Origin of the sequence: Bradyrhizobium sp. CCBAU 11357 (assembly GCF_028128865.1) — a bacterium.
GTDB lineage: Bacteria > Pseudomonadota > Alphaproteobacteria > Rhizobiales > Xanthobacteraceae > Bradyrhizobium.
The window spans coordinates 435,535-461,723 of sequence record NZ_LBJW01000113.1; the positions used below are offsets into that span (position 1 = coordinate 435,535).

Annotated in this window: 23 protein-coding genes; 21 read left to right on the forward strand and 2 right to left on the reverse strand. The window is 64.7% G+C overall.

Going from position 1 to position 26,189, the window contains the following annotated elements; genetic code table 11:
* The first annotated feature begins 54 nt into the window (after window positions 1-54).
* The 12 genes from chvE to XI05_RS37920 all read left to right on the forward strand — a co-directional run bounded on the left by chvE (window position 55) and on the right by XI05_RS37920 (window position 13,835).
* Window positions 55-1,125 carry a multiple monosaccharide ABC transporter substrate-binding protein gene (gene chvE / locus XI05_RS37865; RefSeq protein ID WP_172784318.1) on the forward strand — a complete coding sequence of 357 codons (1,071 nt, stop codon included), beginning with the start codon at window positions 55-57 and terminating at the stop codon, window positions 1,123-1,125.
* 243 nt (window positions 1,126-1,368) lie between these two features.
* Window positions 1,369-2,946 carry a multiple monosaccharide ABC transporter ATP-binding protein gene (gene mmsA, locus XI05_RS37870; RefSeq protein WP_271511286.1) on the forward strand — a complete coding sequence of 526 codons (1,578 nt, stop codon included), beginning with the start codon at window positions 1,369-1,371 and terminating at the stop codon, window positions 2,944-2,946.
* Window positions 2,943-4,133, forward strand: a complete 1,191-nt coding sequence (gene mmsB, locus XI05_RS37875) for a multiple monosaccharide ABC transporter permease (protein WP_172784320.1) — start codon at window positions 2,943-2,945, stop codon at window positions 4,131-4,133. The genes mmsA and mmsB overlap by 4 nt, the downstream gene beginning before the upstream one ends.
* 266 nt (window positions 4,134-4,399) lie before the next feature.
* Window positions 4,400-5,062 carry an HAD family hydrolase gene (locus XI05_RS37880; protein WP_271511289.1) on the forward strand — a complete coding sequence of 221 codons (663 nt, stop codon included), beginning with the start codon at window positions 4,400-4,402 and terminating at the stop codon, window positions 5,060-5,062.
* 6 nt (window positions 5,063-5,068) lie between these two features.
* A complete protein-coding gene (locus tag XI05_RS37885) occupies window positions 5,069-6,019 on the forward strand; it encodes a sugar-binding transcriptional regulator (RefSeq protein ID WP_271511292.1) in 951 nt (316 codons plus the stop codon).
* A 278-nt stretch (window positions 6,020-6,297) separates the two neighbouring features.
* Window positions 6,298-7,608: an ABC transporter substrate-binding protein gene (locus tag XI05_RS37890; protein WP_172784330.1), complete on the forward strand. Its 1,311-nt coding sequence runs from the start codon at window positions 6,298-6,300 to the stop codon at window positions 7,606-7,608.
* Between the two features lie 83 nt (window positions 7,609-7,691).
* Window positions 7,692-8,564 carry a carbohydrate ABC transporter permease gene (locus XI05_RS37895; protein WP_271511295.1) on the forward strand — a complete coding sequence of 291 codons (873 nt, stop codon included), beginning with the start codon at window positions 7,692-7,694 and terminating at the stop codon, window positions 8,562-8,564.
* A gap of 2 nt (window positions 8,565-8,566) precedes the next feature.
* Entirely contained in the window at window positions 8,567-9,397 is an 831-nt protein-coding gene (locus XI05_RS37900) for a carbohydrate ABC transporter permease (protein WP_172784332.1), read from the forward strand.
* A gap of 9 nt (window positions 9,398-9,406) precedes the next feature.
* Complete coding sequence (locus tag XI05_RS37905) at window positions 9,407-10,414, forward strand: ABC transporter ATP-binding protein (protein ID WP_271511297.1); 1,008 nt, start codon at window positions 9,407-9,409, stop codon at window positions 10,412-10,414.
* A gap of 20 nt (window positions 10,415-10,434) precedes the next feature.
* Window positions 10,435-11,208, forward strand: coding sequence for an SDR family NAD(P)-dependent oxidoreductase (locus tag XI05_RS37910; protein WP_271511299.1), 774 nt, complete (start codon window positions 10,435-10,437; stop codon window positions 11,206-11,208).
* 39 nt (window positions 11,209-11,247) lie between these two features.
* Window positions 11,248-12,894 carry an FGGY-family carbohydrate kinase gene (locus XI05_RS37915; protein ID WP_271511301.1) on the forward strand — a complete coding sequence of 549 codons (1,647 nt, stop codon included), beginning with the start codon at window positions 11,248-11,250 and terminating at the stop codon, window positions 12,892-12,894.
* 5 nt (window positions 12,895-12,899) lie between these two features.
* The gene (locus XI05_RS37920) at window positions 12,900-13,835 is read left to right on the forward strand and encodes a carbohydrate kinase family protein (protein WP_271511308.1); all 936 of its coding nucleotides are present in this window, start codon (window positions 12,900-12,902) and stop codon (window positions 13,833-13,835) included.
* 6 nt (window positions 13,836-13,841) lie between these two features.
* Here XI05_RS37920 and XI05_RS37925 read toward each other — a convergent pair whose 3' ends face one another.
* The gene (locus XI05_RS37925; RefSeq protein WP_271511311.1) at window positions 13,842-14,729 is read right to left on the reverse strand and encodes a LysR family transcriptional regulator; all 888 of its coding nucleotides are present in this window, start codon (window positions 14,727-14,729) and stop codon (window positions 13,842-13,844) included.
* Window positions 14,730-14,852: 123 nt separating this feature from the next.
* On the opposite strand from XI05_RS37925, the gene XI05_RS37930 reads away from it, so the two are divergent.
* The 8 genes from XI05_RS37930 (at window position 14,853) to XI05_RS37965 (ending at window position 24,831) form a co-directional block, all read left to right on the forward strand.
* On the forward strand, window positions 14,853-16,274 hold the full coding sequence (locus tag XI05_RS37930) for an amidase (RefSeq protein WP_271511952.1): 1,422 nt from the start codon (window positions 14,853-14,855) through the stop codon (window positions 16,272-16,274).
* A gap of 84 nt (window positions 16,275-16,358) precedes the next feature.
* Entirely contained in the window at window positions 16,359-17,309 is a 951-nt protein-coding gene (locus XI05_RS37935; protein WP_271511314.1) for an ABC transporter permease, read from the forward strand.
* Window positions 17,306-18,193 carry an ABC transporter permease gene (locus tag XI05_RS37940; RefSeq protein WP_271511317.1) on the forward strand — a complete coding sequence of 296 codons (888 nt, stop codon included), beginning with the start codon at window positions 17,306-17,308 and terminating at the stop codon, window positions 18,191-18,193. Before XI05_RS37935 ends, XI05_RS37940 begins: the two co-directional genes overlap by 4 nt.
* A gap of 2 nt (window positions 18,194-18,195) precedes the next feature.
* On the forward strand, window positions 18,196-19,209 hold the full coding sequence (locus XI05_RS37945; protein WP_271511320.1) for an ABC transporter ATP-binding protein: 1,014 nt from the start codon (window positions 18,196-18,198) through the stop codon (window positions 19,207-19,209).
* Window positions 19,206-20,210: an ABC transporter ATP-binding protein gene (locus tag XI05_RS37950; RefSeq protein WP_271511323.1), complete on the forward strand. Its 1,005-nt coding sequence runs from the start codon at window positions 19,206-19,208 to the stop codon at window positions 20,208-20,210. Before XI05_RS37945 ends, XI05_RS37950 begins: the two co-directional genes overlap by 4 nt.
* A gap of 55 nt (window positions 20,211-20,265) precedes the next feature.
* Window positions 20,266-21,762, forward strand: a complete 1,497-nt coding sequence (locus XI05_RS37955) for an ABC transporter substrate-binding protein (RefSeq protein ID WP_271511327.1) — start codon at window positions 20,266-20,268, stop codon at window positions 21,760-21,762.
* Between the two features lie 228 nt (window positions 21,763-21,990).
* Window positions 21,991-23,649 (forward strand): amidase family protein, encoded by a 1,659-nt coding sequence (locus XI05_RS37960; RefSeq protein WP_271511330.1) that lies wholly within the window; start codon window positions 21,991-21,993, stop codon window positions 23,647-23,649.
* Window positions 23,650-23,838: 189 nt separating this feature from the next.
* On the forward strand, window positions 23,839-24,831 hold the full coding sequence (locus XI05_RS37965; protein ID WP_271511955.1) for an NAD(P)H-dependent flavin oxidoreductase: 993 nt from the start codon (window positions 23,839-23,841) through the stop codon (window positions 24,829-24,831).
* A gap of 307 nt (window positions 24,832-25,138) precedes the next feature.
* Here XI05_RS37965 and XI05_RS37970 read toward each other — a convergent pair whose 3' ends face one another.
* Window positions 25,139-25,327, reverse strand: coding sequence for a hypothetical protein (locus XI05_RS37970; protein ID WP_271511333.1), 189 nt, complete (start codon window positions 25,325-25,327; stop codon window positions 25,139-25,141).
* A gap of 288 nt (window positions 25,328-25,615) precedes the next feature.
* Between XI05_RS37970 and XI05_RS39590 the strand changes: the two genes are divergently transcribed.
* The gene (locus XI05_RS39590) at window positions 25,616-26,146 is read left to right on the forward strand and encodes a hypothetical protein (protein ID WP_333940075.1); all 531 of its coding nucleotides are present in this window, start codon (window positions 25,616-25,618) and stop codon (window positions 26,144-26,146) included.
* Window positions 26,147-26,189: the final 43 nt, after the last annotated feature.

Here is a 26,189-nt window from a genome sequence, read left to right on the forward strand (position 1 = left end):
CGACCGTCGTTCTCGACACTACGAAGAAAGTCTGACACCCAAAGGGAGTGAAACATGCTGAAACTGAAGACGACATTTCTCGCGCTGGCGCTGGCCAGTGCCGCCACGATGGCCACGGGCGTCGCTGCCTTCGCCCAGAAGGCGACGGTCGGCATCGCCATGCCGACGAAATCCTCGGCGCGCTGGATCGACGACGGCAACAACATGGTGAAAGTGCTGAAGGAGCGCGGCTACAACACCGACCTGCAATATGCCGAGGACGATATCCCGAACCAGCTCTCCCAGGTCGAGAACATGGTGACCAAGGGCGCCAAGGCGCTGGTGATCGCCGCGATCGACGGCACCACTCTGTCCGACGTGCTCAAGCAGGCGAAAGCGAAAGGCATCACCGTCATCGCCTATGACCGCCTGATCCGCGGCACGCCCAACGTCGACTATTACGCGACCTTCGACAATTTCCAGGTCGGCGTGCTCCAGGCAGAGTCGATCGTGCAAGGTCTTGGCCTGAAGGACGGCAAGGGTCCCTTCAACATCGAGCTGTTCGGCGGCTCGCCCGACGACAACAATGCCTACTTCTTCTACAACGGCGCCATGAGCGTGCTGAAGCCGTATATCGACAGCGGCAAGCTCGTCGTCGTGTCCGGCCAGATGGGCATGGATAAGGTCGCGACCCTGCGCTGGGACGGCGCCACTGCGCAGGCCCGCATGGACAACCTGCTCAGCGCCTACTACGGCAACAAGAAGGTCAACGCCGTGCTGTCGCCCTATGACGGCCTCTCGATCGGCATCATCTCTTCGCTGAAGGGCGTCGGATACGGCAGTGCCGGCCAGCCGATGCCCATCATCTCGGGCCAGGACGCCGAAGTGCCTTCGATCAAGGCCATGCTGCGCGGCGATCAATATTCGACCATCTTCAAGGACACCCGCGACCTCGCCAAGGTGACCGCTGACATGGTCGACGCCGCGCTCGCCGGCAAGGAGGTCACCGTCAACGACACCAAGACCTACGAGAACGGCGTCAAGACCGTGCCGTCCTACCTGCTCAAGCCGGTGGTGGTCTACAAGGACAATTGGGAGAAGGTGCTGGTCGACAGCGGCTACTACAAGAAGTCGCAGTTCCAGTAAGACTCTCTCTTTCCCCTCTCCCCGCTTGCGGGGAGAGGGTTAGGATGAGGGGCCTCTTTCCATGCGGGCAGTGGTTGCTATGCACTCCGTCATTGCGAGCGCAGCGAAGCAATCCAGTCTGCCACCGCGGAAACAGTCTGGATTGCTTCGCTGCGCTCGCAATGACGATGTGGATGCAGCGATATCATTCAACCTCTCCCCGCACGCGGAGAGAGGCGAAGTAAAGCAAGGGACACCAAAGCCATGACCGCCATGCTGGAGATGCGCAACGTCAGCAAGAGCTTTGCCGGCGTGCAGGCGCTGCGCGACGTCAACTTCTCGGTTCGCGCCGGGCAGATCCATGCGCTCGTCGGCGAGAATGGCGCCGGCAAGTCGACGCTGATGAAGGTGCTGAGCGGGGTCTATCCGCACGGCAGCTACGAGGGTACCATCGTCTTCGACGGCGAGGAGCGGCGCTTTCGCGACATCAACGATTCCGAGGCGCTGGGCATCATCATCATCCATCAAGAGCTGGCGCTGATCCCGTTGATGTCGATTGCGGAGAACATCTTCCTGTCGCATCCGCCGTCGAAGCTAGGAGTGATCGACCGCGACGAGGTCTACCGGCGCACGCGCGAGCTGCTGGCGCAGGTCGGCCTGAAGGAATCCCCGGATACGCTGATCACCGATCTCGGCGTCGGCAAGCAGCAGCTGGTCGAGATCGCCAAGGCGCTGTCCAAGCGGGTACGGATGCTGATCCTGGACGAGCCGACCGCGAGCCTCAACGAGGCCGACAGCGCCGCGCTGCTCGATCGCCTGATGGCGTTCCGCGAGCAGGGCATCGGCTCGATCCTGATCTCGCACAAGCTGAACGAGGTCGCGAAGGTCGCCGACCACATCACCGTGCTGCGCGACGGCCGCACGGTGGACAGCATCGATTGCCATGCCGAGCCGATCCAGGAAGACCGCATCATCCGCAGCATGGTCAATCGCGATATGGCGCACCGTTTCCCGGAGCGCAACGTGAAGATCGGCGAGCCGGTGCTCGATGTCGAGAACTGGTCGGTCTATCACCCCATCCATCCCGAGCGGCAGGTGATCAAGAACGTCAGTTTCGGCGTCAGGCGCGGCGAGGTCGTGGGCATTGCCGGCCTGATGGGGGCAGGGCGTACCGAGTTTGCCATGAGCCTGTTCGGCCGCTCGTGGGGCACCAATGTCAGCGGCTTTATCCGGCTCGAAGGCCGTGAGATCGCGCTGCCAAGCGTCGCCGCCGCGATCAACGCCGGCCTTGCCTACGTCACCGAGGACCGCAAGCAGCTCGGCCTGATCCTCGCCGACGACGTCCGCAAGAACATCACGCTGGCGAGCCTCGACCAGGTCGCACCTAGCAGGGTGATCGACGACATCGCCGAGCTCAAGGTCGCCAGCGACTACCGCAACCGGATGCGCATCCGCTGCTCCGACGTCTACCAGGAGACCGGCCAGCTCTCCGGCGGCAACCAGCAGAAGGTCGTACTATCGAAATGGCTGATGACCGACCCCAAGGTCCTGATCCTGGACGAGCCGACAAGGGGTATCGACGTCGGTGCCAAATATGAGATTTACTGTATCATCAACGAGCTTGCGGAAGCCGGCCGCGGCGTCGTGGTGATCTCCTCGGAGATGCCCGAGCTGCTCGGCATCTGCGACCGCATCTGCGTCATGAACGACGGCGCTTTCGTCGGCGAGTTCAAGGGCTCGGAGGCGACACAGGAAAAGATCATGCGCGCCATCATGCGCAACGAACGAAGCATTGGGAACGCCGCGCCCGCGGCCGCGGAGATGGGAGGATCGCAGCCATGACCGACAAGACGGTTTCGCTGCCCGAGGAGCGCCGGCACGGCAGCTTCATCAAGAACAATTTGCGCAATTACGGCATGTTGATGTCGCTGGTTGCGATCATGCTGTTCTTCCAGGTCGTGACCGGCGGCACGCTGCTGCAGCCGCTCAACCTCACCAACCTGGTGCTGCAGAACAGCTACATCGTCATCATGGCGCTGGGCATGCTGCTGGTCATCGTCACCGGCCATATCGACCTCTCGGTCGGTTCGGTCGCGGGCTTCATCGGTGCCGTGGCGGCCTTGCTGATGGTGACCTACAAGGTCGATTATACGCTCGCCTTCCTCGCTTGCCTCGCGCTCGGCGCCGCCATCGGTGCGGCGCAGGGCTATTGGGTGGCCTATTTCAAGATTCCTTCCTTCATCGTGACGTTGGCGGGCATGCTGGTCTTCAAGGGCCTGGCGCTCGCGGTGTTGCAGGGCCAGTCGCTCGGCCCGTTCCCGGCGACTTTCCAGAAACTGTCGTCCGGTTTCATTCCCGAATTGCTGCCTGAGGCCGGCACGCTGCATCCGACGTCCATGCTGATCGGCGCCTTGCTCGCGCTCGGGCTCGTCTATGCCAGTGCCAAGGGAAGGTCGCGCGAACAGTCGCATGGCATCGAGGTCGAGCCCTATGCGTTCTTCCTCGGCAAGAGCGTTGTGCTGGCCTGCGCGGTGCTCTACTTCACCTATCTGATCGCGACCTATCGCGGCCTGCCCAACGTGCTGGTGATCATGAGTATCCTGATCGCGCTGTACGGCTTCGTCACCCGCCGCACCGTGATCGGCCGGCAGATCTACGCCGTCGGCGGCAACGCCAAGGCGGCGAGCCTGTCGGGCATCAAGACGGAGCGGCTGACCTTCCTCACCTTCGTCAACATGGGCGTGCTCGCCGCGCTTGCCGGCCTCGTCTTCGCCGCGCGGCTCAACACGGCGACCCCGAAGGCCGGCCTCGGCTTCGAGCTCGACGTCATCGCCGCCTGCTTCATCGGCGGCGCCTCGGCCTATGGCGGCGTCGGGCGGGTCGGCGGTGCCGTGGTCGGCGCCATGATCATGGGCGTGATGAACAACGGCATGTCCATCCTCGGCATCGGCATCGACTATCAGCAGGTCATCAAGGGCCTGGTGCTGCTGGGTGCCGTGTGCATCGACGTGTACAATCAGCGGCGATAAGCGGTCTCGTAGGGTGGGCAAAGGCGCAACGCGCCGTGCCCACCACCTTTCCAAGACCGCGCAACAGGTGGTGAGCACGCGCCGGCCTGCGGCGGCCGCTTTGCGCACCTACGGCACTTGTTGCTACGTCGTGAACAGCACCGTCGCAGTCGCGACGGAGAGGCTCACGGCGATCGACCGGCAGGCGGCGCATTAAAGGCCGCCGCGCCACGGCGGTCACGGGCTGAACTATTGCTCACAGCTTGGGTATATGATCGAATGGCCGGATGGACCAGGGCCGGCCAAATCCCGATCTGATTATTTTCGACTGCGACGGCGTGCTCGTCGACAGCGAGCTCTTGAGCTGCCGCTGCCTGTCCGAGGTCTTGGCCGAATTCGGTCTCGTGCTCAGCGAAGAGCAGGCGCTCGAGCTGTTTCTCGGACGCAGCACCAAGGCGGTCGAGCAGCACTACCGCGATCTCGGAGAGGTCGTGCCGGATGGCTTCCTGCCGCGCTTGAAGTCGCGCGTGCTGGAGGCGTTCGCCGCCTCGCTCGCGCCGATCCCCGCGGTGGAGGCAGTGATCTCCGGGCTCGCCGTGCCGTTCTGTGTGGCCTCGTCCAGCGACATCGACCGTGTCGCGCTCTCGCTCGACGTCACGGGTCTTCGGGCATATTTCGACGATCGGATCTACACCGCGCAGATGGTCAGGCACGGCAAGCCGGCGCCCGATCTCTTTCTTCATGCCGCCGAGAGCATGCGCGTCTCGCCCGCGCGCACGCTGGTGATCGAGGACAGCGTCAGCGGCGTGCAGGCGGGCAAGGCGGCCGGCATGGCCGTCTGGGGATTTGTCGGCGGCGGCCATTATCGCAGCCGCGACGGCCGCGCTATATTGTCGGCCGCCGGGGCCGATCGGGTCTTCGCGCATATGAGCGATTTCTGGGAGGCGTGAGCCCGCATGGCCGCCGAGAACGACAAGTCGAGACTCGACGACGCCGCGCGCGCCGGCTGGCTCTATTTCATTGCCGGCCACACCCAGGACGAGATCGCAAAAATGCTGCAGGTCTCGCGCGCCTCGGCGCAGCGGCTGGTCTCGCTGTGCCTCGCCGAGCGGCTCATCACCTTCCGGCTCGAGCACCCGATCGCTGCCTGCATGGAGCTTGCGGCGCGTCTGAAGCAACGGTTCGACCTCGTCCATTGCGAGGTGGTGCCGGCAGATCCGGCCGCGCCGCAGGCCACCGCGGGCATTGCCGAGCGCTGTGCCAATCTGCTCGATTCCACGCTCCGCTCGGAGACACCCGTGATCGTCGCGCTCGGGACGGGCCGGGCGGTGCGCGCCGCGGTCGAGCGCGTCACGCCGATCGACCGGCCCAATCACCAGATCGTCTCGCTGGTCGGCAACATCTCCGCCGACGGCTCGGCGAGCTTCTACGACACCGTCGGCCGGCTCGCCGACCGCACCGGCGCGCGGCACTATCCGATGCCGCTGCCGTTCCTGATGTCGTCGGAGGACGAGCGCAACAAGATGGTGCGCATCGAGCCGATCGCGAAGGTGAAAGCGGTCGCAGTCAAAGCGGATTTGCGCCTCGTCGGCATCGGCCAGATGGACCAGAAGGCGCAGGTGCACGTCGACGGCTTCGTCACCCGCGACGAATTGTTCGAGATGATGCGGCTCGGCGCCATCGGCGAGATCACCGGCTGGGCCTATGACGCGAAAGGCCGCGTGCTCAAGGCCGGCACCAACAAGCGCCTCACCAGCATTCCGCCGGAAGTGCCGGCGAAGACCACGACGATCGGCGCGGCGGTGGGCGCGGCCAAGGTTCCGGCGATCGCGGCGGCGCTGAACGGCGGCCTGATCAACGGCCTGATCACCGACGAGGCGACGGCAAGGGCGATTCTGGAGCGGTAGAGGCACTACCTCTCCACTTGCTCCACTGTCATCGTCCGCGAAGGCGGACGATCCAGTACGCCGCGGCGCTCCTCTTGGCGAAACCAATAGACGATACGGTGTACTGGATCCCCGCCTTCGCGGGGCATGACACTAAGTATGGGCGCATCTCTCCCGCATCGCAGCACTCATAAGTTGCGCAAACGCCCGCGCGCGTGCTTGACAACGCCTGCTCTCCAGTTGAACATACGCCCAACGCGTGGGCATATGCCCAAAACGCGAATTGAGGGGAGGTCACCGTGAAACATGTCCTGGGCGCCGTCTGCGGCGCGTCTGTCCTGCTGGCCGTCCCTGCGATGGCCGAAACGACCCTGACCATCGCCACCGTCAACAATGGCGACATGATCCGCATGCAGGGGCTGACGGGCGAGTTCACCAAGAAGAACCCCGATATCACCGTGAAATGGGTGACGCTGGAGGAGAACGTGCTGCGCCAGCGCGTCACCACCGACATCGCCACCAAGGGCGGCCAGTTCGACGTGCTCACCATCGGCACCTACGAGGTGCCGATCTGGGCCAAGAAGGGCTGGCTGGTGCCGCTCGCCAATCTCGGCGCCGATTACGACGTCGCCGACCTCCTGCCCAAGATCAAGGACGCGGTCTCCGCCGACGGCAAGCTCTACGCCGCGCCATTCTACGGCGAGAGCTCGATGGTGATGTACCGCACCGATCTGTTCGAGAAGGCCGGCCTGAAGATGCCGGAAAAGCCGAGCTGGGACTTCGTGATCGATGCCGCCAAGAAGCTGACGGACAAGAGTGCTGGCACCTACGGCATCTGCCTGCGCGGCAAGGCGGGCTGGGGTGAGAACATGGCGTTCCTCTCGGCGATGGCCAATTCCTACGGCGCGCGCTGGTTCGACGAGAACTGGCAGCCGCAGTTCAATACGCCGGAATGGAAGACGACGCTGACGACCTATGTGAACCTGATGAAGGAAGCCGGCCCTCCCGGCGCGAGCTCCAACGGCTTCAACGAAAATCTGGCGCTGTTCAACGCCGGCAAATGCGCGATGTGGATCGACGCCACGGTCGCGGCGTCCTTCGTCACCAACCCCAAGGACTCAAAGGTTGCCGACAAGGTCGGCTTTGCGCTCGCGCCCAACACCGGGCTCGGCAAGAACGCCAACTGGCTGTGGGCCTGGAATCTCGCAATCCCGGCCGGCTCCAAGAAGACGGAAGCTGCCGAGAAGTTCATCGCCTGGGCGACCAGCAAGGACTACACCAAGCTGGTCGCATCGAAGGAGGGCTGGGCCAACGTGCCGCCGGGCACGCGCACCTCGCTCTACCAGAACGATGAGTACCTGAAGGTCGCGCCGTTCGCGAAACTGACGCTGGCCTCGATCGACGCCGCCGATCCCAACAAGCCGACGGTGAAGCCCGTTCCTTACGTCGGCGTGCAATACGCCGCGATCCCTGAATTCCAGGGCATCGGCACGCAAGTGGGCCAGCAGTTCTCGGCGGCGCTTGCGGGATCGATGACCGTCGATGCAGCGCTCACGGCTGCGCAGTCTGCTACCGAGCGCGAGATGAAGCGCGCCGGCTACATCAAGTGAACCCGAGCTCTCCCTGAGCTCAAACTTGCGGCCATCCATCCTTGCTGGATGGCCGTCTTCTTCCTCCGAGCGGAGCGCCAAGAATGGCAACCCGGCAGACGCAGTTTCTTGCGCGGTCGCTCCTGACCCCCGCCGTCGGGCTGCTGTTCATCTGGATGATCGTCCCGCTGGCGCTGACGATCTATTTCTCGACGCTGCACTACAGCCTGCTCGATCCCGGTTCGGAATCGTTCGTCGGCCTCGAAAATTTCCGCTACTTCCTCACCGATCCCGCTTTTCTGGCCTCGCTCCAAAACACGCTGGTGCTGGTCGGCTCGGTGCTGGCGCTGACCATCCTGCTCGGCATTCCCCTGGCGCTGCTGATGGACCAACCCGTGATCGGCCGCAATTTCGTCCGGCTGATGGTGATCGCCCCGTTCTTCGTGATGCCGACCGTGAGCGCGCTGGTCTGGAAGAACCTGTTGATGCATCCGGTGTCCGGGCTGTTCGCCTGGCTCGCCTCGCTGTTCGGCCTGACGCCGATCGATTGGTTCAACGACGTGCCGCTGTTTGCGGTGATCCTGATCGTGACCTGGCAATGGCTGCCGTTCGCGACGCTGATCCTGCTGACCGCGCTGCAATCGCTCGACGAGGAGCAAAAGGAGGCCGCCGAGATGGACGGCGCGAGCGCCATCTCGACCTTCATCTACATCACGCTGCCGCATCTGGCGCGTCCCATCACCGTGGTGATCCTGATCGAGACCATCTTCCTGCTCACGGTGTTCGCCGAGATCTTCGTCACCACGGGCGGCGGGCCCGGCCTGCAGACCACCAACATCGCCTTCCTGATCTATTCGCAGGCGCTGATCCAGTTCGACGTCGGCAGCGCCTCCGCGGGCGGTCTCGTCGCGGTGGTGATCGCCAATATCGTCGCCTTCTTTCTCGTCCGCATCGTCGGCCGCAATCTGGAGGCTTGAACATGGCGCGGATGGCGACGAGACAGCGGGTGGTCATCTCGACGATCGGAGCCTGGCTGTTCGGCTTCCTGATCTTCTTTCCGATCCTGTGGATGGGGCTGGCGAGCTTCAAGACCGAGCTCGAGGCCTTCGCGATCCCGCCATCTTTCCTGTTTTTCCACTGGACCACGGAAAACTACGCGACCGTGCAGGAGCGCAGCGATTATCTGCACCACGCGATGAACTCGATCATCATCGCCGGCGGCTCGACGCTCATTGCGCTGTTGATCGCCATTCCCGCGGCCTGGTCGATGGCGTTTTCGCCGACCAAGCGCACCAAGGACGTCCTGCTCTGGATGCTCTCGACCAAGATGATGCCGCCGGTCGGCGTGCTGGTGCCGATCTACCTGATTTACAAGAGCTTCGGCCTGCTCGATTCCCGCATCGGCCTCGTCTTCATCCTGTGTCTCGGCAACTTGCCGATCGTCATCTGGATGCTCTTCACCTATTTCAAGGAGATCCCGCGCGACATTCTCGAAGCCGCGCGCATGGACGGCGCCACGATCGGCCGCGAGCTCGTCTATGTGCTGACGCCGATGGCGATCCCGGGGCTGGCGTCCACGCTGCTGCTCAACCTGATCCTGGCCTGGAACGAGGCGTTCTGGACGCTGAACCTGTCCACTTCGAGCGCTGCGCCGCTGACCACCTTCATCGCCTCCTATTCGAGCCCTGAAGGGCTGTTCTGGGCAAAGCTGTCGGCGGCGTCCACGCTGGCGATCGCGCCCATTCTCGTCCTCGGTTGGTTCAGCCAGAAGCAACTCGTGCGCGGGCTCACCTTCGGTGCGGTGAAGTAGAGGGGGACCATGGGTCAGATCACACTTCAGGGCGTGCAAAAGTCCTTCGGCCCCGTGCACATCATCAAGGGCGCCGACCTCGACATTGCCGACGGCTCCTTCGTCGTGTTCGTCGGTCCCTCCGGCTGCGGCAAGACCACGCTACTGCGGCTGATCGCGGGGCTCGAGGACGTCAGCGGCGGCAAGATCCTGATCGACGGCAAGAACGTCGTCGATACGCCGCCCGCCAAGCGCGGACTGTCGATGGTGTTCCAGTCCTACGCGCTCTATCCGCATATGAGCGTGCGCGGCAATATCGGCTTCGGCCTGAAGATGGCGGGCTTGCGGAAGGACGAGATCAACCGCAAGGTCGAGGCGGCCGCCGCGACCCTGAACCTCACGCCCTACCTCGACCGCAAGCCACGCGAGCTCTCCGGCGGCCAGCGCCAGCGCGTCGCGATCGGCCGCGCCATCGTCCGAGAGCCAAAGGCATTCCTGTTCGACGAGCCGCTCTCCAACCTCGATGCAGCGTTGCGCGTGCAGATGCGCATCGAGGTGACGCGGCTGCAGAAGCAGCTCGGCACCACCGCGATCTACGTCACCCACGACCAGGTCGAGGCCATGACCATGGCCGACAAGATCGTCGTGCTCAACGGCGGCAAGATCGAGCAATATGGCTCGCCGCTGGAGCTTTACGAGAGGCCCGCCAACCTCTTCGTCGCCGGCTTCATCGGCTCGCCCAAGATGAACTTCGTCACCGGCGAGCCCGCTTTGCAGAAGGGGGCAGCGACGATCGGCGTCCGGCCGGAGCATCTGAAGATCGAGCGCGACGGCGGCGGAGGCTGGCAGGGCACCATTGCGGTGGCCGAGCATCTCGGCAGTGACACCTTCCTCTACGTCGATGCCGGCGCGCTCGGCATGCTGACGGCGCGCTACATCGGCGAATTGAGCCTGCATGCCGGCGACCGGGTGTCGCTGATGCCGGACCCAGCGCGCATCCACCGCTTCGACGAGAGCGGCAACGCTCTTCGGGGCTGACAAGAAACGGAAAGACGATCATGTATCTGGAAAAGTTCAGGCTGAGCGGCAAGACCGCGTTCATCACCGGCGGCGGGCAGGGCATTGGCCTCGCCTGCGCGGAGGCGCTGGCGGAGGCCGGTGCGAAGGTCATCATCGGCGACCGCGACGGCAAGGTCGCCGACAGCGCCAAAGCCAGCCTGAAGGCGAAGGGCTATGACACCGAGACCGCAATCATGGACGTCACCAACACCACACGCGTGGCGGAGGTGGCAAATGATCTCGTCGCCCGCCATGGCAAGGTCGACATCCTCATCAACAATGCCGGCATCGCGCGCAGCGAGACGCCGGCCGAGACCGTCACCGACGAGCACTGGCTCAACGTCATCGACGTCAATCTCAACGGCACCTTCTGGTGCTGCCGCGAGTTCGGCAAGCACATGCTCAAGGCGAAGAGCGGTGCCATCGTCAATGTCGGCTCGATGAGCGGCTTTATCGTCAACAAGCCGCAGGAGCAGTGCTTCTACAACGCCTCCAAGGCCGCGGTGCACCATCTGACCAAGTCTCTGGCCGCCGAATGGGGCGCGCGCGGCATCCGCGTCAACGCGGTGGCCCCGACCTATATCGAGACGCCGCTCAACGCCTTCGTGAAGAGCAATCCGAAGATGTACGACGCCTGGATCGGTGGAACCCCGATGGCGCGGATGGGGCAAGTCGAGGAGATCGCCTCCGTCGTCCTGTTCCTCTCATCCGAGGCCGCGAGCCTGATGACCGGCAGCATCGTGCTGGTGGATGGCGGCTACACTTGCTGGTAGGCTTACGTCAAAACGGACGGAAAGCGACCGGGAGCGACTATGCCGCGAGCGTATATCGGCGTCGACGTGGGGACCACGAGCACGCGGGCAGGGGTGTTTGACGAGGCCGGCACACTGCTCGCGACGGCCCGGCATCCGATCAGGATCTGGCACGAGGCCGGCGATATCGTCGAGCAGTCGTCGGAGGACATCTGGAAGGCCTGCGTCAAATCGGTGCGGGCGGCGATGGCGGAAGCTGCCGTCGCCCCCGACAGCATTGGCGGCATCGGTTTCGACGCCACCTGTTCCCTCGTGGTGCTCGATCCGCAAGGCGAGCCGCTCACCGTCAGTGCGTCCGGCGAGGCGCAGCGCAACGTCATCGTCTGGATGGATCACCGCGCCACGGCCGAGGCGCGGCTGATCAACGAGACCGAGGACGCCGTGCTGCGCTATGTCGGCGGCTCGATCTCGCCGGAGATGGAGATGCCGAAGCTGCTCTGGCTGAAGCGGCATCTGCGCGCGAGTTTCGATGCCGCCGGTCACTTCCTCGATCTGGCCGACTATCTGACCTGGCGTGCGACCGGGGCGCTGCAGCGTTCGACCTGCACCGTCACCTGCAAGTGGAACTATCTCGCCCATGACGGCGGCGGCTGGAGCGCGCCGTTCTTCAAGCGCATCGGCCTGTCCGACTTCGTCACCGAAAAATACGCGCGCATCGGCACCGAGATCGTTGCGCCCGGTACGCGCCTCGGCGCCGGGCTCACGCCGGCAGCAGCAGTCGAGCTCGGCCTCGCTCCGGGCATCCCGGTCGGCGCCTCCCTGATTGACGCCCATGCCGGCGGCATCGGCGCGATCGGCGGCCGCGACGGATCGGGGGGCGCGAGCGATGTCAGCGACCGTCTCGCCTACATCATGGGAACGTCGGCCTGCATCATGGCGACGACGAAGGAGCCGTGCTTCGTGCCGGGCGTGTGGGGCCCCTATTATTCCGGCATGGTGCCGGAGTTCTGGCTCAACGAAGGCGGGCAGTCCGCCGCGGGCGCCGCGATCGATCATCTCCTCAAGTCGCATCCCGGCCATGGCGAGGCGAGCGCGGCGGCGCGCAGCGAGGGCCTCGATCTCATCGATTTCCTCGAGCGCCGCATCATCGCGCGCGCCGGCGATGCCAGCCGCGCCGCGCTGCTGGCGTGCGACGTCCACGTGCTCCCGGAATTCATCGGCAATCGCTCGCCCTATGCCGACCCTGACACGCGCGCGGTGATCGCGGGCCTCGATCTCGACACCGACATCGCCTCGATGGAGCGGCTGTTCGTTGGCGGTCTCTGCGGTCTTGCCTATGGTCTCGCCGAGGTGATCGAGGCCTTTGCAGCGCATGGCGTGCGCTCCAGTCTCATGATCATGGGCGGCGGCGCCAGCCGCAGCCCGCTGGTTCGCCAAATCATGGCGGATACCACCGGCCTCACGGTTGCGTTGCCGCAAACGAAAGAGCCGGTCCTGCTGGGCGCCGCGATGCTCGGGGCGGTCGCCGGCGGCGCCTATGCCTCAATCGGCGAGACCATGGCAAAAATGTCGGCGCTGGGGCGCAAGAGCGAGCCAACCGCGCCCGACATGGCCACATTTCACACCCGCAAGCGCGAGGTCTACAAGCTGCTGCGCGAAGTCGATCGCGGCAGCCGCGCCGCGATGGGCAGTGTCGCGAGAGGTTGAAGGACATGCTGATTGCCTGCGGCGATGCGCTGATCGATTTCGTGCCGACGCGAAACGTCGACGGACGCGAGGCCGTGATGCCCGCGGTCGGCGGCTCCTGCCTGAATGTCGCGATCGGCATGGCGCGGCTGGGTGCGCCGACCGGCTTTGTCGGCGGCATCTCGACCGACCTGTTCGGGCGCATGATCGCCGATCATGCCACCGCATCGAACGTCGCGCTCGATCTCGCCACCCGCAGCGACCACCAGACCACGCTCGCCTTTGTCCGTATTGTCGAAGGCGAATCGCACTACGCCTTCTACGATGCCGAGACCGCGACGCGGAGCTGGACGTACCGGCGCGGCACAGTTCCTTTCGACACGATTGAAGCTCTCCATGTCGGCTCGACCACGCTGGTCAACGACCTCGGTGCGGCCGAGACCAAGGCGCTGATTGCAGACGCGCGGGCGTCGACCACGATCGCCCTCGATCCAAACTGCCGACCGAATCTCGTCAAGGACAAGCCGGCTTATCTCGCGCGCATGGCGGAGTTCGCAAGGAGTGCCGATCTCATCAAGATGTCGGACGTCGATTTCGCCTATCTGTTCGGCGAGGAGCCTTATCAGCAGCGCGCGAGCACATTGCTGGCGCAGGGCACGAGCCTTGTCGTCATCACTCGCGGCAACAACGGCGCCATCGCCTGGCATGCGCGAGCAGGGCAGATTGAAGTCGCTGCGCCCAAGGTCGAGGTGGCCGACACAATTGGCGCTGGCGACAGCTTTCAGGCGGCGCTGCTGTTCGCCCTGTACAAGCAGGGCCGCATCGCCCGGCCGCGATTGAAGGACATCGGCGCGGACGAGCTCCGCCGTGCGCTGTCCTTTGCGGCCAACTGTGCCGGCCTGACCTGCACGCGTCCGGGCGCCGATCCGCCCTGGAGCCACGAGATCAATTGGAGCTGGTAGTCCGCGTCACATCCGCGCGACGGCCTTCTCGGCACATTTCAGGAAGGTTCCGATCAGCGGACTTTGCGAGTCCCGCCGCCAACAGACTGCGATGTCGAGGGAGTCAGCGACGTCACGCAGGGGTCTGAACACGACTCCGCGTGGCGCGCCGAGCTGTGCGCAGGCCGGCAGGATGGCGAGACCTTCGCCGGCCAGAACCAGGCTCATCGCCGAATGCACCGTCTCCACCCGGCTGGCGATCGGCATCACAATCTGGTGCCGACGCAATAAAGGGACGACCGCGGAGGAGGCGGGTCCATGGTCCGGATGCGGCAGTGCGATCAGCGGACGGCCCTGCAGCCGGGCCATCGGCACGGAGCTCAAGCGGGCGAGGGGCGAGCGGATCGGCATGGCCAGCATGAAAGGCTGTGCACCGATCTTTGCCGCCTGGATCTCGGGATGATTGATTGCAGGCATGCACAGCGCGACCGTGACGCTGCGGTCGAGCACGCGGGCCTCGCGCGTCGAGGCGCTGAGCTCGGCGAAGCTGAGGTCGACGCCGGGAACCGCGCGGCGCAGTTCGGGGATGAGCCGCGGCAGCATCGCATTCGCCAGCACGAACATGTAACCAACCGACAACCGGCCGCGCCGTCCCGAAGCAACCGCGCGCGCGGCTTCGGCGCCATCGGCCGCCAGCGCCAGCGCTTCGCTGGCGCGCGCCAGCAACGCCTGGCCCGCCTCGGTCAGATCCATGCCTCGGGTGCCGCGGCGGAACAGCGGCGCGCCGATCTCGGCCTCGAGCTTGCGGATCTGGACCGAGAGCGGCGGCTGCGCCATCCGGAGCCGCTCGGCGGCCTTGCCGATGCTGCGCGCCTCGGCGACGGCGACGAAATAGCGGAGCCGGCGAAGATCCATTGGCATACCGAGAGCGTATGGGTTGGCCACAAAAATCGTATTGGAGGCGAGTTAACAAAACTGTCATTCTCGCTGTCAATGTCTTCGGGCCAATGGCGGCCCGCTTCGGAGCGTGATGTGACGATGAACGGCGATCCCTGTCTGTTGTCCGCAACCGAGCTGCGCGGTCTCATTGCGGCAAGGCGGATATCGCCGGTCGAGCTCACCCGCGCCGTACTTGCCCGCGCCGAGGCGCGCCAGCCCGAATTGAATTGCTTCATCACTCTGTGCGGTGACGAGGCGATCGCAGCGGCGCGCGACGCCGAGCGCAAGGTGATGGCGGGCGAACCGCTCGGCCTGCTGCACGGCATCCCCGTCACCGTCAAGGACATCGTCAACACCAAGGGCGTCAAGACCACCTTTGGCGCTGTTCCCTACAAGAACAATGTGCCGACCGAGGATGCCGTCGCTGTGGCGCGGTTGCGCAACGCAGGCGCGATCCTGATCGGCAAGACCACGACGCCTGAGTTCGGCAGCAAGTGCCTCACCGATTCACCTTTGTTCGGTCGGACCCGCAATGCGTGGGACGCCTGCCGTTCCTCCGGCGGCTCCAGCGGCGGCGCGGCGGTCGCTGTCGCCAGCGGCATCGCTCCGCTGGCGATTGCGACCGACGGCGGCGGCTCGACGCGCATTCCGGCGGCCTGCAACGGCGTGGTGGGCCTGAAGCAGAGCAACGGCGTGATCCCGCACAGCCAGGCCCTCGACGTCTTCGGCAACCAGACCTATGTCACGCCGACCACCCGCACCGTCGCCGACACCGCGTTGATGATGCAGGCGATGGCGGGCGAAGATCCTATCGATCCCTGGTCGATCGGCATGCCCGTGCCTGACTTCATCGGCATCGCCGCACCACGCGGCGATTTGCGCGGGATAAGGATTCTGTACTGCCTGACGCCGCCGGGCCGTCCGGTCTCCGCCGAAGTCGCCGCCAGTTTCAAGGCGAGCCTCGACCGGCTGGCCGGATTAGGGGCCGAGCTCGAGGAATTCTCCGGCGAGGGCTTCGACATCGAGCCGATCTGGCGCGCCATCAACCACACCGTCTGGCGCACGCGCTTTGCCAAGCTTGCGGCCGAGCATGGGGGCGAGCTGAGCGAGGCTTTTCTCAAGCAGCTCGCGCTCGCCAGCGAAGTCAGCGGCGTCGATTATCAGGAGGCGATGTTCGCGCGCACCGCGTTGTTCCGCCGCATGCAATCGCTGCTTGCGCGCGGTCATCTCTTGGCGATGCCGACCCTGACGCGCACCGCGTTGCCGATCAAGCAGGACCTGTTCGGCAGCATCGAGATCGACGGCAGGCACTACGACAGCGTCCGGCCGCATTGGTTCCCCTGGACCATGCCGTTCAACATGACCGGCCATCCCGCGATCAGCCTTCCCTCGGGCTTTGCCCGCGACGGGCTGCCGATCGGGCTTCAGCTGGTCGGCCGTTTCCGGGCTGACGCGGAATTGCTGCGCGTGAGCGCACTGTTTGAGGCGTCAAGCGATCTTCTGTCCCGCTGGCCGGCTTGAGGAGATGAGCGTGCAGCAAAGAGCTTGCTTAAGGCGTCCGGACATGTTGATCGTGGCGTTGGTGAGCCCTGAAGCCGAGTGCGCATGAGCGTCTTTGTCCTCCGACGTCTGTTGACCCTGCTGGCGACGCTGGTCGGCGCATCGCTGATCATCTTCCTGGTGCTCGACGCGCTGCCCGGCAACGCGGCGCAAATGCTGATGGGTGCCGACGCTTCGCCGGACGCGGTCCGCGCGCTCACCGTCAAGCTCGGGCTCGACCAGCCGCTGGCCGTTCGCTACGTGCAATGGATCAAGGGCCTCCTCGTCGGCGATCTCGGCAATTCCTACGTCTACGGCACCCCGGTCGCCAGCCTGATCGCGGAGCGGCTGGTGCTGACCATTCCGCTCGCGATCATGGCGATGACGATCACGGTGACGCTGGCGCTCTCCGCCGGCATCTACACCGCCGCCAATCACAACAAGCTCGGCGACGTCGGCGTGATGTCGCTGACGCAAGTTGGCATCGCGCTGCCGAACTTCTGGTTCGCGATTCTCCTGGTGCTGCTGTTCTCGGTGCGGCTGCAATGGCTCTCGGCCGGTGGCTTCGCCGGCTGGGAGGATGGCATCTGGCCGGGGATCAAGTCGCTGCTGCTGCCGGCGATCTCGCTCGCGGTGGTGCAGGCCGCAATCCTCGCGCGCGTCACGCGCTCGGCCGTGCTCGAAGTGCTGCGCGAAGACTTCGTCCGCACCGCGCGCGCAATGGGCCTCGGCAAGCGCGAGGTGCTGTGGAGCCACGTGCTGCGCAATGCCATGATACCCGTGATGACGGTGATGGGGCTGCAATTCGCCAATCTGCTCGCCGGCACCATCGTGATCGAGAACGTGTTCTACCTGCCGGGCCTCGGCCGCCTGATCTTCCAGTCGATCGCCAACCGCGACCTGATCGTGGTGCGCAATTGCGTGATGCTGCTCGCCGCGATGGTCGTGATCGTCAATTTCGTGGTCGATGTGCTCTATGCCTTCATCGATCCCCGCATCAAGGTGCACGACCTGTGAGCGCGCCCATCACCATCGACGCGCCCGTCGCAACGCGGCCGCTGCCGGCGCGCACGTTCTGGCGCCGCGCGCTGCGCCACCGCAGCTTCGTCCTCGGTGGCGCGCTGAGCCTTCTGGTGCTGGCTTCGGCATTGGTGTCGCTGGTATGGACGCCGTGGTCGCCCTATGAGATCGATATCGGCTCGAAACTGCGCCCGCCTTCGGCAGCGCATTGGCTCGGCACCGATTCCTTCGGCCGCGACATCGTTTCGCTGCTGCTTGCCGGTGCCCGATCCACCATCATGGTCGGTGTCATCGCCGTCAGCATCGGTCTCACCTTCGGCGTCACGCTGGGCCTGATCGCCTCGGCCCGGCGCGGCTGGACGGAGGAGATCATCATGCGCTTCTCCGATTTCACCTTCGCCTTTCCGGCTGTGCTGTCCGCGATCATGCTCGCCGCCGTGGTGGGGCCGGGCATGGTGACCTCGATCGTCGCGATCGGCATTTTTCAGATCCCAACCTTGACCCGGCTGACGCGCGGCTCGGCCAATGCGATCTGGGCGCGCGAATTCGTGCTTGCGGCACGCGCGGCGGGCAAGGGGCGCTTCCGCATCACCATCGAGCATGTGCTGCCGAATATTCTGTCGATCCTGATCGTGCAGGTCACCATCCAGTTCGCGCTCGCCATTCTCGCGGAGGCCGCTTTGTCCTATCTCGGGCTCGGCACGCAGCCGCCGCAGCCGTCCTGGGGGCGGATGTTGAACGATGCACAGACGCTGCTGTTCCAGTCGCCGATGCTCGCGGTCTATCCGGGTGCTGCGATCGCAATCTCCGTGCTCGGCCTCAACCTGCTCGGCGACGGACTGCGCGACCTGCTCGATCCCCGGCTGGCGCGGGAGCGATGACGATGGCCGAGCGCTCCAACATGCCGCTGATCGAAGTCGACAATCTCGGCGTCCGCCTCAACACCAGTCGTGGGCCGGCGCAGGCCGTGCGCGGTGTCAGCTTTGCGCTGAAGCGCGGCGAGACGCTCGGGCTCGTCGGCGAGTCCGGCTGCGGCAAGTCGGTTACGGCGTTGTCGTTGATGGGGCTGCTGCCGGACAGTGCCGTCGTCACCGGCAGCATCAAGCTGGACGGAGACGAGCTCGTCGGACTTGCGGATGCCGATTACTGCCGCCTGCGCGGCAACCGCATCAGCATGATCTTCCAGGAGCCGATGACTGCGCTCAACCCGATGCACACGATCGGCAACCAGGTCGCCGAGCCGCTGCGGCGTCACAAGAAATATTCGGCGGCGCAGGCGTGCAAAGAGGCGATCGCCTTGCTCGACCGCGTCGGGCTGCCTGACCCCGCGCGTCGTGTCGATGCCTATCCGCACCAGTTCTCCGGCGGCCAGCGTCAGCGCATCACCATCGCGATGGCTCTTGCCTGCGAGCCGGACCTGTTGATCGCGGACGAGCCGACCACCGCGCTCGACGTCACCATCCAGGGCCAGATCCTCGACCTCATCGCCGACCTCGTCGAGGAGCGCGGCATGTCGATGATCCTGATCTCGCACGATCTCGGCGTCATCGCCGAGAACGTCCAGCGCATGATGGTGATGTATGGCGGCACGGTCGTCGAGAGCGGGCCGACCAACGAAGTCTTCCGTCGCATGGGCCATCCCTACACGCAGGGCCTGTTCCGTGCCCGGCCCAAGCTCGGCGCGCGCAAGGGGACGCGGCTGAAGACGATCTCGGGCACGGTGCCGGAGCTCGCCGATCTGCCGTCCGGCTGCACCTTCTCCGATCGCTGTCCGCTCGTGATCGACCAGTGCCGCGCGGCGCTGCCGCCGATGGTGGGCGTCGGCCCCGGCCATTTTGCGCGCTGCATCCGAACGGACGTGTCGATGGCCGAACGCGTCGGAGCGCTGACCGCATGAGCACCGCGCCGCTTCTCGACGTCCGGGATCTCGAACAGCGCTACATGCTGCCGCGCGAGAGCCTGTTCCGACCGCCGGGGCAGGTGCGCGCGCTCAACGGTGTCAGCGTGCAGGTCCAGGCCGGCAAGAGCCTTGGCATCGTCGGCGAATCCGGCTCCGGCAAGTCCACCTTCGCGCGCGTCGTGATGGCGCTGGAGCGGCCCACTTCAGGTCAGGTGGCGCTGCTCGGGCGCGATCTCAATCGCCTGCCGGCCGACGAGCTGCGCCGCGCCCGGCGCGATTTCCAGATGGTGTTCCAGGACCCCTATGGCTCGCTCGATCCGCGCCAGACCATCGCGCGGATCGTCGCCGAGCCGCTGACCGTGCTGGAAGGTGCCGACCGCACCACGTTCCGCGACCGCGTCGCAGCGGTGTTGCGCCAGGTCGGCTTGCGCGATGCGGACATGGAAAAATATCCGCACGAATTCTCCGGCGGCCAGCGCCAGCGCATCGCCATTGCGCGTGCGCTGATCACCCAGCCGAAGCTGATCGTCGCCGACGAGCCCGTCTCCGCACTCGACGTCTCCGTGCAGGCCCAGGTGCTGAACCTGATGCAGGACCTCCAGGAGCAGTTCGGCCTGAGCTACATCCTGATCAGCCACGATCTCGCCGTGGTCGACTATCTCTGCGACGAGGTCGCGGTGATGTATCTCGGCCGCATCGTCGAGCAGGGGCAGCCGGAGGATCTGTTCGAGCGCGGCGCCCATCCCTATACGCGGGCGCTGCTCGAGGCGGTGCCGCGGGCGCGTGCCGGGGGTGGCCGGCGCCGGCGCGGGGCCCAGGCGATCGCCTCGCAATCGGCGGCGACGGCCGGATGCCCCTATGCCGCGCGCTGCGCCCTTGCCGACCAGCATTGCCGCGAGGTTCCGCCTGCGTTACGCAAGGTTGGCGAGGGGCACCTTGCCGCCTGCCACAAGGCCGAGGCCGTGATGGCGTTGCCGCAGGCGGCCATGGAAGGTTAGTGTCCGGGGCAGGATTGGCATTAAGCTGGAAACAGGATTGGCCGGGGAGTTGCGCATGTTCAGGAAACTATCGATCGTCGCCTTTGCCGCTGCGCTCGTCGCGGCGCCTTTGCCGGTGCTGGCGCAGAGCAAGAAGGACAGCGTCGTCATGGCGATGGCGCTGGAGCCGCCGGGGCTCGATCCGACCAACGCGGCCGCGGCCGCGATCGCCGAGGTCACGCTCTACAACATCTACGAGACGCTGACCAAGATCAACGAGGACGGCTCGGTATCGCCGCTGCTGGCCGAGAGCTGGACCGCTTCGCCCGATCTGAAGACCTATACGTTCAAGCTGCGCAAGGGCGTCAAATTCCACAACGGCGAAGCGTTCGATTCCGCGGCGGTGAAGTTCTCGTTCGAGCGCAACGCGGCGCCGACCAGCACCAACAAGGACAAGAGCCTGTACCAGGCCTTCGAGAAGGTCGAGGCACCCGACGCCGACACCGTCGTGATCACCGTGAAATATTCCGAGCCGAACCTGCCGTTCCTGCTCGGGCAGGCGGGCGGCTCGATCGTCGAGCCGAAGAGCGCGGGTACCAATGTCACGCAGCCGGTCGGCACCGGACCGTACCAGCTTGGCGGCTGGGCCAAGGGCTCTTCGATCACGCTGAACAAATGGGCCGACTACCGCAACGCCTCCGCGATCAAGCTGTCCAAGGTGACGATCCGCTTCATCTCCGATCCGGCGGCGCAGGTGGCGGCGCTGCTGTCGGGCGACGTCGATGCATTCCCGCGCGTCGCCGCGGCGCGCGCCTTGGCACAGTTCAAGGCCGATCCGCGCTTCAACGTCCAGGTCGGCGGCTCCCGGGCCAAGACCATCGTTGCGATCAACCACCGCAAGAAGCCGCTCGACGATGTCCGCGTCCGCCGCGCCATCCTTGCCGCGATCGACCGCAAAGCCATGATCGACGGCGCCGTCGACGGCTTCGGCACGCCGATCGGCAGCTTCTACGTGCCGGGCGCGCTCGGCTATGTCGACACCACCGGCATCAACCCCTACGATCCGGAGAAAGCCAAGAAGCTGCTCGCTGAAGCCGGCGTCACCACGCCGCTCGAATTGTCGCTCAAGCTGCCACCGCCGTCCTATGCGCGGCAGGGCGGGGAGATCGCCGCGGCCCAGCTCGCCAAGGTCGGCATCGTCGCCAAGATCGAGAATGTCGAGTGGGCGCAATGGCTGTCGCAGGTGTTCGCCGGCAATGGCCCGCACAATTTCGATCTGACCATCGTCAGCCATGTCGAGCCGTTCGACCTCGTCAAGATCACCGAGTCGGACTACTATCTCGGCTACAACAACGAGGCTTTCAACGCGCTCTACAAGCAGATCGTCTCGACGCCGGACGAAGCCGCCCGCTCAAAGCTGCTCGGCGACGCCCAGCGCATGCTCGCCACCGACGCGGTCTCCGCCTACCTGTACCAGCCGCAGCTCATCACCATCACAGCCAAGAAGCTGAAGGGCGTCTGGAAGGACGTGCCGCAGTTCGAGAACGACTTCTCCACGTGGTATTGGGAGTAGGGCGGCGTCCGTTGCCGTGTCCCCTCCACGCGTTGGAGGGGGCACCTCCAAACCAAAACCTGAAAAACAACCCCATGCACAGTAGCCGGGGTCAATCGTTTCAATGGTTTGCACGTCGTGCCTGTGCGATCGAGGCGGTGCGCCCGAAAGTTGACCCGTCGGGCAAAACACTGGCATGATGGCATGCTCGCGTCTCGTGGTGGAGATGCGCCGCAAGGCGAGGCAGCCGTGAAGAAGCCATCCCGCCGCGATGCCGGCATTGCCGCGGCGGCCGTCCGCGCCGAGGCGCCGATCTCCCCAAAGCTTGATTATGCAAGGCTCGATCATGCGTCGATGAGCGATATCGCTCATGCTTTGGCCAATGGGCATGTCACTGCCACGGCGCTGGTCAAAGCCTGTCTTGCGCGCATTGAAGCCTACGACCGCGACGGGCCCAAGCTCAATTCGGTACGCGCGCTCAATCCCGACGCGCTCGCGATCGCTGGCAGGCTCGACGGCGTCAAGCCGTCGGCCAAGCGGCCGCTGGCCGGCATCCCGATCCTGGTGAAGGACAACATCGCGACCGGCGACGCGCAGCCGACCACGGCGGGTTCGCTGGCACTGGAAGGCGCGCGTGCGCGGGACGATGCGACGATCGTCAGGTTGCTGCGGGACGCCGGCGCAGTGATCCTCGGCAAGGCGAATCTGACCGAGTTTTCCAACATGCTCGCGGTCGACATGCCCGCCGGCTATTCGTCGCTGGGCGGTCAAGTGAAAAATCCCTATGCGCCGGCGCTGGCCGACGATCACGGCATCCCCGTCGTGTCCCCGGGAGGCTCGAGCGCGGGTTCGGCGGTCGCGGTGGCGGCAGGTTTGTGCGCGGCCTCGATCGGCACGGAGACCTCGGGCTCGCTGCTGTTTCCCGCCAGCCAAAATGGCCTCGTCACGGTGAAACCGACGGTGGGGCTAATCAGCCGTGCTGGCGTCGTGCCAATCGCGCACAGCCAGGACACCGCCGGGCCGATGACCCGTACCGTGCGCGATGCGGCGCTGCTGCTGAACGTGCTGGCGGCCAAGGATCCGCTCGATTCAGCGACGCAAAAGCAGCGGCGGCCGGAGGATTTCACCGACGGCCTTGCCGCCGACGCCCTGAAGGGCGCGCGTATCGGCGTGCCGAGCGACCCTGCCGACCCGTTGAACGATTGCTTTTACGGCAAGCTGCTGCCCAACAGGGTCAAGCTGATGACCGAAGCGATCCAGGTGCTGGAGGATCTCGGCGCCGTCATCGTGCGTGCCAGCATGCCGACGCCCGGCTGGATCGGCGGGCCCGGCACGACGATGGCCGTGCTCAACCGCAATCCGCTGAGCGCCCACAAAGGCACGATCGCCCGGCCGCCGGTCGTGTTCCTCTACGAACTGAAGCACGATCTCAATTTGTATCTGAAGGAATGGGCGACCAATACGGACATCAAGACCATTGCCGACATCCTGGCCTTCAACGAGGCGAATGCGGACAGGGCGCTGCGTTTCGGCCAGGACCACTTTCTCGCCGCGGAGATGACCAGGGGCGATCTCAGCGAGCGCGAGTACAAATCCGCGCGCGCCATGGACCTGCTCTCGGCCAAGACGCGCGGCATGGATGCCTATATGAGCCGGCACGAGCTCGACGCCGTCCTGTTCCCCGGCGCATACGGCGCCGCAATTGCCGCCAAGGCGGGTTATCCCAGCGTCATGGTGCCGGGCGGGTTCGTTTCGGGGACCGACGATGGCAAGGATACGCCCGACTACCCGCTCGGCATCACCTTCGCAGGCCGTGCCTGGAGCGAGCACAAGCTGCTGCGTCTGGCCTACGCCTACGAGCAGGCCTCCGCCAAGCGCAAACCGCCGCGCGATTTGCCGGCGCTTTAGAGTGCACTGTGGGTGCGCCGCTCTGGCATGTGCTGACAAATCCGCTGTCTGTTCTCGCAGATGCAGCGGACGTGCCGTCCTGCCCTGGGGAGGGCGCTTTGTGACCTGAAGCGGAAGCCAGCCCTAGTCGGCGGGCGGCCCTTCATGCTTTGATTTGCTGTGCTCTGAAACTGGAGGACCACACTCGTGATGTCGGCAGCGTGCACGCGTCTTGGGATCGAACTTCCCATCATTCAAGCCCCAATGGGCGGAGCGGTGGGTCCCGCTCTTGCTGCAGCAGTGAGCAATGCCGGTGGGCTGGGCACCTTGGCTTTATGGGGAGCGGACATAGAAACATTGCGTCGGCAAATTCGCGAAACTCAAGCCCTTACAAGCAAGCCATTCGCCGTCAATTTAAACCTGGAGTTCGCGCAAGAAGAGCGCCTTGACGCTTGCCTGCAGGAGCGCGTGCCGATTATCTCCTTCTTCTGGCGCGAACCCTCGGCGCTTGTGGCCCGCGCGAAGGCGGGCGGCGCCGTCGTACTTCATACGGTTGGCACCGCCGAGGACGCGCGCCGAGCAGTAGAATGCGGGGTTGACATCGTCGTTGCACAAGGATGGGAGGCAGGTGGCCATGTGCGTGGGAAGGTCGCGACGATGGCACTTATACCCGCAGTGGTCGATGCTGTTGGCCGTGTCCCAGTCATAGCCGCGGGAGGCATTGCCGATGGTCGTGGACTTGCCGCTGCCTTGGCGCTCGGCGCTTCGGGGGTCTGGATCGGGACCCGTTTCCTCGCGAGCACTGAAGTGGAAATTCATCCCCATTATCGCGAGCGAATATTTCGAGCAACAGAAGACGATACCGTTTATCTCGAAGAGCTATTTGACATCGGATGGCCAAAGGCTCCTCACCGTGTATTGCGCAACAGCACTGTCGCGGCTTGGGAAGCCGCCGGGCGTCCAGTTTCGGGAAAGCGGCCGGGTGAGGGCGAGGTCGTCGCCACCTCGAAATCTCGTGGCCCAATCGTCCGTTATCGATCCTATACACCAGCAGCCGATGCCGAGGGTGACATAGATGCACTGTCGCTCTGGGCCGGGCAGAGCGCTGCGCTCGTCCATAAGACACAGCCTGCAGCGGAGATCGTGCAGGAGATTTTTGACGAAGCTCAAGCTGTCTTAGGTCGGCTAAGCAACGCCCGTTAAGCTTCGCGCGCCGGGCGGAGCAGGTCCGCACCCTCCGAGACGTAGCAGAGCAGCCAGTTGGGAACTCCGGCAACTAGTGCGGCACTGCTTGTCTCGCCGCGCGTTGGTGGGCAGAGGGGCCGCTCGCCGGATTGGCTATCTTGATGGTGCGACCATGTAGTTGCCGCTGTTCAAACGTGTGGCAGGGAAGCTTGCGCGATCATGGCCGGAGGGGAAGAACCTGATCATTGACTACCGATCGCCTGTCGCGATTAGACCTACTCTCTGAGCGTCAGGTGCGAGACGCAGGCAGGGCTCGCCGATGCACCTACCTGTTAGACCAGTCCTGACGCTCTTGGATGGCGCGTTCCACCTTGGTGGCGAGCCCCAATAGGTTCGAGGAGAGATCAGCAAACAACTCCTTCTTCGACTGGTCGGCTGCGTGGCGTCTGCTGATAAGCGCGCACTCCTCCGCTTCGGTGAGGAGTTTTTCTAGGTGGGTTTGCATGTCGTGCATGGCTGTAGCCTTGCGGCACTAACGTGCTGGCGCCAGCGTGTCGCGGCACTGACGTCCCTCAATCTTCAATGAGCCGCCGGGTTGGCCGTTCCTAAAGCGAATGTGGGTATTGGCCAATTCGGCTGCTTTTGAGTAGTTCCTGGATAGTTCCGTGTGCGGAACGAAATAAACCGTTGGCCTTGTCTTCTTCCAGGCTCCACTTTGTTCCATCACTGAGTGGTCCGAGACCTCTATCGGTGTGTGTGAACGCCAGTTGCGCTCCGCTTAACTTACCAATGGAGCAGCGCCATGATAGAGCGCCGTCGCTTCAAGCAGAGCCATTCTCTCGAAGAACGGCTTCGTCAGGAAACCAATCGGCTGCGCGACGAGGCGAAGTCTCTGCCGCGCAGCCCCGAGCGCGAGCAACTTCCGCGGAAGGCCCGCCAGGCCGAAACCGGTTCGCATATGAGCGAGTGGTTGACCTCGCCCGGCAAACTCCGTCAGAAGGCGCGTACTGGTTTGGAAAACGCCACGCGCTTTCGGGACAAGGCCGCCGAAGCTTTACAGATGGCCGATCAAGTCGGCAATGAGTCTAGGCGCGAAACATTACAACATATCGCCAAGAGCTATAGCTCGGTCGCACAAGGTCTAGAAGATATCGCAAGTTCGGATGCCTATTCCAGCGGAATGAGACCTCCAATGTGCTCTGGGTGCGGGACTATCATGAAGTGGTCCCGCTCCCAATTGGTGAAAGATGGTCCGACAATGCGTCACGTTTTTCTTTGCGTCGCATGTGGAAGTAGTATCGAGACTGAAGCCGACATTGAGAGGTCGCGCTGACGGCGGGTCATTCCACCAGCACTTCCGCTGTTGGCGGCTAGCT